4 protein-coding genes and 2 pseudogenes are annotated in these 6,862 nt (G+C 70.4%); 4 read left to right on the top strand and 2 right to left on the bottom strand.

Features of this window, described 5'->3' with window-relative positions:
* Both ACFC02_RS32780 and ACFC02_RS32775 read right to left on the bottom strand, forming a co-directional pair.
* Nucleotides 1-218 (bottom strand): annotated as a pseudogene (locus tag ACFC02_RS32780) (ISL3 family transposase); the annotation flags it as partial.
* Nucleotides 219-242: 24 nt separating this feature from the next.
* Nucleotides 243-485 (bottom strand): annotated as a pseudogene (locus ACFC02_RS32775) (transposase family protein); the annotation flags it as partial.
* 1,340 nt (nucleotides 486-1,825) lie between these two features.
* Between ACFC02_RS32775 and ACFC02_RS32770 the strand changes: the two are divergent.
* The 4 genes from ACFC02_RS32770 to ACFC02_RS32755 all read left to right on the top strand — a co-directional run bounded on the left by ACFC02_RS32770 (nucleotide 1,826) and on the right by ACFC02_RS32755 (nucleotide 6,832).
* On the top strand, nucleotides 1,826-3,388 hold the full coding sequence (locus tag ACFC02_RS32770; RefSeq protein ID WP_376365234.1) for a hypothetical protein: 1,563 nt from the start codon (nucleotides 1,826-1,828) through the stop codon (nucleotides 3,386-3,388).
* Nucleotides 3,389-4,403: 1,015 nt separating this feature from the next.
* Entirely contained in the window at nucleotides 4,404-5,336 is a 933-nt protein-coding gene (locus tag ACFC02_RS32765; RefSeq protein ID WP_376365232.1) for a hypothetical protein, read from the top strand.
* 108 nt (nucleotides 5,337-5,444) lie between these two features.
* Nucleotides 5,445-5,726, top strand: a complete 282-nt coding sequence (locus tag ACFC02_RS32760) for a hypothetical protein (protein ID WP_376365230.1) — start codon at nucleotides 5,445-5,447, stop codon at nucleotides 5,724-5,726.
* Complete coding sequence (locus tag ACFC02_RS32755) at nucleotides 5,723-6,832, top strand: conjugal transfer protein (protein ID WP_376365228.1); 1,110 nt, start codon at nucleotides 5,723-5,725, stop codon at nucleotides 6,830-6,832. The genes ACFC02_RS32760 and ACFC02_RS32755 overlap by 4 nt, the downstream gene beginning before the upstream one ends.
* The last annotated feature ends 30 nt before the right edge of the window (nucleotides 6,833-6,862 follow it).

Here is a 6,862-nt window from a genome sequence, read left to right as displayed (position 1 = left end):
ACCTGGCCGAGCAGGCCACCGACACCGAGCGCGTCGACGAACCCGGTGTGCCACCGGTCCCGTGTCAGCTGCCACTTGCCCGTTTCGAGGTTCTGCTCCCAGCGGGTCTTGCCGCGCCGGGTCTCGTCGATGCCCAGCACCCCGACCTCGGGCAGCGGCGCTTCGACGACCTCGCGGGCAACGGTCCGGAAGGCGTCCATCACGGTCGGCCAGGACATATGCAGATCACGGGCTGCCTGGATGACCGTGGAGCCCGCATCCCGTATCCGACGTCCGGCTGTACTCCGTAGCCTCCCGGTCAGCCGAGCGCCGGCCGGGATCTGCGGGATCTGCTCGGTGAACGATTTCCGAGGACAGGCCGGTTCGCGGCACCACCAGCGCCGCTTGTGCCACAAGAACTCCAGCCCGCGCTCGCCATAAGGGAGATCACGGGGCCGGGTGGTGGCGGAGCCTTTCACCCGGGACGAGAAGACCCCGCAGGCCGGGCAGGCCCCGCGTGAGCTACAGCGGTGAACAGACCCGGAGTTGCGAGTTTCTGCTCATCCATGCCGATAGAGTCAGTTTGACCGATTCATCAGGGAAGCTGCCCAACTAAGGGGAATGGGCTGTGAAGTGACCCCTGATCAGCGCGACGCGCCGCATGTACCGGTCCGTCCACAGCCTGTGCACTTCCGGTGCTGTTGGGGATAGGGTGACCATCGATTGATCTATTGATAGCCCTGACAACACGATGCCCCCAGACCTTGAGCAAGTCCGGGGGCGTATATCGGGTTCGAGAAACCGGATAAGGCGGTGTCTCGTGGTGGAGCGTACCCGCACCCACGCACAAATGCACAGTCAGCCCGGCTTCCGCGCTGCGTTCACGACGCCGTCGAGCCGGGGCTTCTTGCTGTGCGGACACCGCACGTCGCTCATCACCCTCACCGAGGAGGGCGGCATGTCGTAGAACTCTCGGGCGGGCGCTCCCTAGCAAGGAGCGCTCCTCGCCCTTCCCCGCCGGTTCGGAGTTAGCAGCTCCTCTGCCGGCCGTCACCGCTCTTACGGAGTACCAGCTCCGTCGAGCGAAGAGCCAGGCCTCTCGGCCTGGATGATCACTGCCTCCCAGCAGCTAGCCCCGAGGGGCTGACCCCGAAGGGCCTTTGTCATCCCTGGAGTGCACCAGGGTGATCGGAGTACATCTTGCAGTACCGCCATGGCTTTTGTCAGCTCAGCAGGCGCCCGGGACCGCCGTTCTCGGCCATTCACCCCCCAATGGTCACCTCGGCGTCACATTCCGTGACAACCGTTTGGTCCGGTTCGGGGCATTCAGCGGCTTCTGTGCCGCCGTCGTCGACGAAGGGGCCGAGAGCAGGCTCCTCGCTCTGTCCAACGGTTTTCGCCGGCTGATCCGCTCTCTTGGCCAAGAAGGCGAGGGGACGCGCCGCGCCTCCCTCCCACCTTCGCCAAGGCTGCCCGCGCTCTGCTGCACGGCACACGCCGCCCGTCAGCAGGTGCGCTTGCGGCACAGCACGCTGTACCGCGAGCGCGCCGGGGTTGACATCCCCTCTGATCGCAGCGGGGCGCATGGTCCCATCTGCAAGGCCGTCTCTGCACCCATCCCGCAGAGGCGGCGGCTCGAGCGCACCGTCGACGGATCGTCACTCCGGCAGCGGTGCGCGGGAGAAGTGTGTCCAGTTCCCTGCCCCTCACCACCACGTCCGTTGCAGGTCCGGTGCCTCGACCGCGGCCCGCGGACTCGTCCTGCCTGTCCAGCAGCCAGACGCCCGTACGGCGTCAGCGTGTCAAGGTGCCGCTGCGGTTGGTGGAGTCCCCGCACTACGCGGACGTGGCTCTGGCCGTCTACATGAAGATCAAGGCGCTCGGGCAGCGCCCGGAAGGCTGTACCGCAGGCACCACGGTGCTCGCGTCGTACCTCGGGCTGTCGCGGTCCTCCGTCGAACGCGGCATTGCCCAACTGCGCAGGCCCGGGCCGGACGGGGTGATCGAGCTCCCCGTCAACCAGCGACGGTCGCTGCCCGGCGGGTGCGGCACCACGGCGCAGCGCCGCGTACGACCGATACAGCGGGATGAACGGTTCATCTGGCTGCCGGTCGCCGCGTGCGAGGACCTGACCCCGCGGCAGTTGCGTGCGTACGCGGTGCTCTGCTTCGCCCAGATACAGCACATTCCTCTCACCGAAGGCGAGCTCGCCGGACATCTCTACCACCACTCCGGTGCGCGCGCGGGGACGACGCTGTCCGCGGCATCTGCGGGGAAGGTCGTGGATGCTCTGGAGGATGCCGGCTGGGTGACCGTGCTGCGCAGGTCGGGCGTGCAGGGGCGGCACCAGTTCATTGCCCATGACGTACCCCCGGCCCCGGGCAGCACCCAACCCTCCTCGCCTGTGGAGAGCACCTCACCGTCTTCGCGACTTGATGAGGGATCGGGTCTGGAAGCCGGTGAGGGATCGCTCGCGACTAAGGAAGACCACAGGATTGACCGACCTGATGACGAGCGCCGCCCTGACTCACCCGCCGTAGGCGAAGTACAGGTAGACAAGGGCGCTCGGCCTGTGGATAACTCGGGCTCGAACCCCGCGCACGAGCAGGTCCAGGACGGTTTCGCGCTCCGCGCGGAGCAGGAACTACCCCGCTCTCAGGCATCCCCAGCCGCCCGCGGCCACTACGACGGCCCGCCGCTGACGCTGCACCCGCGCATTGTCGAGGTCCTCGAACCCGTGCAGGTGCTGTACGAGCGAGCGAACACGTTCATGCAGCGGCGGATCGCCCGCGAGGTCGGCCGCCAGCTCGATCACGGATGTGACTCCAACCGGCTTCGGCAGCGCTTGCGTACCCGCTTCGCCGGGGTGTTTCTGTCGGACATCAAGGACCCGGCCCGGTGGCTGATGGGGGTGGCTCTGCCGAGGTGGGGCTGCGGGCATCTGGCCTGCGAGAGCGGAGTGATGTGGCCGAGCGGGGAGCCCTGCGCGGCATGTGCGGACATCCGCGCCACACGTCGACGCGAGCTCGAGCGGGAGCGCCGGATCGAGCTGGGGCAATGCCCCGACCACGGCCTGGGCGGGCCCGGGGTCACGTGTGCCGAATGCGTGCCACCGGCTCCGCGGCGCCCGGTGCTCGGCAACGCCGCCGCCCCGCCGGCGCCCGCGGACCTCTCCGTCTGCCGGGAGTGCGGCTGCCGGATCCGGCTGGTCGGTCCCGCACTCGCTGATCGGATGTGCAGGCTCTGCCGGGAAGCGAGCCGGCCGGCGCGGGCCGTCGCACAGCATCCAGACCCGGCGCCGCGGTGCTCCGGCTGGCGCGGGGAAACATGCGACCGGCCGGCGATCCCGACCCGCAGTGTGTGCGCGCGCCACCGGGCCAGGGAACTGCGCGCCGAGGCTGCCGGATGATGCGCGCGGCCGCGATCCCCCGCGCCTTGGCCGGCGCGCGGCAGGACGCGCGCGCCACCGAGGTGCGCGTCCCGCCGCGCGGTCCAGCGCACCGTGGTGCGCGCGCCTCGGCCGCACGGGTGCGCACGGTCCTCCCTCCGGCACGCACGTGCTGACCGTGCCGGCGCGCGGCGCGCGCACTGCCGCACGTCTCCCGGAGCCGACGCGCACTCAGTCAGCCGCGCCGCGCGCCGGTACTTGAGGGTGCGGGCAGCACTCCAGAAGCCTTCGGTACCGCCGTTCACCCTCACGGGCGCCGGTGACCATGTGTCACCGCTGACAGGCGCAGCAGGTCCTGCGGACACGGCTCATATTCCGCGCATCACCCCCTCGTCCACCTCCTGGCGCTTTCCGCGGCACCCCCTTGTCCAGCTCGCGGAATCCTCCCTTCCGCCCCTTGTCCACCTCTGCAACCTCCGGCGTGACCCCCTTGTCCACGCCGGCTACCGCAGGCCGGCGGCCTTGGCCAGGTAGCGGCCGACCCGGGCGGACGGCAGTTCCTATCGTGAAGCCCGGCGCTGCTCTTCCCCGCCTCGCCAGTCACCCTGCGTCATATTCTCCGGCCTGAGGGCAGACGAAGCGGGCGCGGCGGGTCTGGGCGCCGCGCACTGGGTGCAGCACGGGCGTTTGCCCGGGACGCCAGACGGTGCGGCGCCCGGTCTCTCGCGCGCACGGGAACGGCGCGCATCGCGCACCCGCGGGGCGCGTGCACCCCGCGCCGCACCGGCGCGCCCCCTTCCGCCCTCTCGGTGCGCACCGACGCGCACCGGTGCGCACCCCCTTGTCCAGGTGCGCGCACCGGCACGCGCACCTCGTGCGCACCCCTTGTCCGGGTGTGCAGCCCGCGTCGCCGCAGAGCGCGATTCGACGTGTTTCTCCTTGACAGTCCTCGCCGCCCCACGTGGTCAGACCGCGGACAAGGGGGGTCAAAAGATCGTCAGCGGCATCCCCACCGGATGACGAAGGACGGTCACGGATGTCGCACATCACCAACACCCTCAGCTCTCTGTCCGCCTCGGCCACTGACGAGGGCTCCAGCACCCTGCGGAGCCTGAACCGCGACTGGGCGGTCCTGTGCGAAAGCGCCCGCGCTGGCGACGCCGTCGCGCACTGGTCGGACGAACATCTCCCGTTCGAGGGCGCTCGCACCCCGCAGGACGTGGTGGACCGGATCACCGGTCTCTTCCGTCGTGGCGCATGGGAGCAGCACGACCAGGCGATGCTCTTCCTGCTGCGGCGGGTCCAGGAATCGGGGTCCGACCGCGACCTCGCCTGGTGCACCGCTGCGCGCGTGATGCTGCCCAAGGCCGTGTCGATGGCGAAGTCGCAGCAACGTGACGGGATCCGATGGGACGACATCGTCTCGTCGATGTTCAGCGCGCTGTTCGAGGTCGTGGGCACCTACCCGCTCGAGCGCCGGCCGCGGGGCGTCTTCGCGAACATCGCGATGGACACGCTCGTCCTGGCGCAGAAGACCCTGGCCGCCGACTACGACAACCGCTCGGTGCTGCAGGAGATAGGGGACACGCTGCTGCCGCTCGCCGGCGACCGGGCCGCGGCACTGCTGCCGTCCGGCGGTCCCGACCCGGCGACGCAGGCGCAGCTGGCCGACTGCCTGGTGCGCGCGGTCGAGTTGGAGATTGTCAGCCGCGACGAGCCGGAGCTCAGCTCCGACGACCCGCGCGCCGAACTGCTCTCCCTGGTGATGTGGGCGGTCGACATCCAGGCGCTGAAGATCTCCGACGCGCAGCGGATCGCGAGCTACTACCTCGCCTCCGCCACCCCTGAGCGCACTCCCCGTACCCGGCGGTCGATGGGCAGTGAAGGCGCGCGCCTGCGTCAGCGGGCCAGCCGTGCCGTCCGCCCGCTGCGCGAGGCGGCGCTTCAGACGCGGCGGTCGGCTGCCTGAAGTTTTCCGCCCTCCTCTGTCACACGGCGGGCCGAAACCACACCTCTACGGGTGATCCGCGTACGGCCCTCTTCCTCACTCTGACCACCGATTTCACGGGAGTACTCCATGGCTGCCGCCCCCTTCACCGGTTCCGCCCGCTCCGGTCCTCTGGCCGATGAGGACGAGACCCGCGTGGCCTCCGCTCGCATCACCGCGACCCGCCTGGGGACCGCGTTGGTGCGGGACCCGCTCGACCGGACGGTGCACGAGCAGATGCGCCAGTTCCTCGACAACGACTCGGAACCCGCGCTCCAGTCCTGGGAGGCGCTCAAGGCACGCACCCCCGAGCAGCTGAAGTCCCGCATCGCCGAGCTCCTGACGGCCCAGGCCCAGCGGAGCGTGTCGTGAAGCGGGCACGCCGCAAGGCTCGTCGCGAGCAGCAGGACTGGCCCGAGGACTCGGTCGCCGAGACCAGCGAGCCGGCCCAGACCGAGCAGGACGACGTCGACGAGCAGCAGTCCATCGGGTGGAAGACCAGTACGGCCGGGCTCGCCGGTCTGACGCGGCTGGCCCGGGCAGGCACCTGGGCGCTGATCGCCTCCGGTCCGCTGATCGGGGTCATGGCCCTGTTCGGCTCGTCGGCGCCTGCCCAGAGCGCGGCCAAGGCGACGCCCGCGGTCAAGTCGAGCGCCTCCACCGGCCCGGCCGGGTTCGCGCAGTTGTTCGTGGGCGCCTACCTGGAGGCGGGAGAGGGGACGGAGCAGAACCTGGCCCCGTACTACTCGGGCAGCGTGGCCCTCACCCACCCGGCTGGGACTCGAAGTGCCCTGCGGACCCAGGCGATGGATGCCCGCGAGGTCTCCCCCGGCTACTGGAGCGTCACCGTGGCGGTCAACGTCGCGGCGAAGTCCAAGAAGGGCGGCTACACGGACGCCGGCGTGCAGTACTTCCGGGTCGGCGTGCAGTCGACCGGCGCCGACGACACCAGCGCGTACACCGCGGTGTCCTTGCCAGCGCAGGTCGCGGCGCCCGCCGCGCTCAAGCCCGGTGACCTTGGATACCCCACCTCGCGCGGGAGCGGGAGCTCCGACCCCGCGTCCGACACCGCGGCCTCCTTCCTGAAGGCGTACGTCGCCGGCCAGGGCGAGCTCGACCGCTACACGTCCCCCGGTGTCCACCTCTCCCCTGTGGTGCCGACCCCTTACACCTCGATCAAGCTCACCAGCGTCCAGGACAACTCTGAGGACAACGCCGGCACGAAGGTGCCCGGCGACGGCGTCCGCAGGCGCCTGCTGGTCTCCATCGACGCCACCGACGCGGACGGCAACACCTTCCCCCTCACCTACGCGCTCGGCCTGACCGCGCGCGCCGGGCGCTGGGAGGTCTCCTCCCTCGACGACGCACCGGCCACCGCCGCGACGAGCAAGCCGTCCAGCGCACCGAACTCGGCGGCGCCCTCCGCCCCTTCGGCTCCCTCCACGCCCGGCGGTTCCGCGCCGCCGTCCGGCAGCTGACCACGTCGCCACGACCGAAAGAGGAATCGT

It is taken from the genome of Streptomyces sp. NPDC056160, assembly GCF_042268205.1.
GTDB lineage: Bacteria > Actinomycetota > Actinomycetes > Streptomycetales > Streptomycetaceae > Streptomyces.
The sequence above is the reverse complement of the archived record's forward strand: the minus strand, read 5'-3'. Positions and strand labels throughout refer to the sequence as shown.

What these genes read in the sequence shown, in the direction of transcription:
- ACFC02_RS32765 (WP_376365232.1), top strand. Translation starts at nt 4,404, where the DNA reads ATGTCGCACATCACCAACACCCTCAGCTCTCTGTCCGCCTCGGCCACT.
- ACFC02_RS32760 (WP_376365230.1), top strand. Translation starts at nt 5,445, where the DNA reads ATGGCTGCCGCCCCCTTCACCGGTTCCGCCCGCTCCGGTCCTCTGGCC.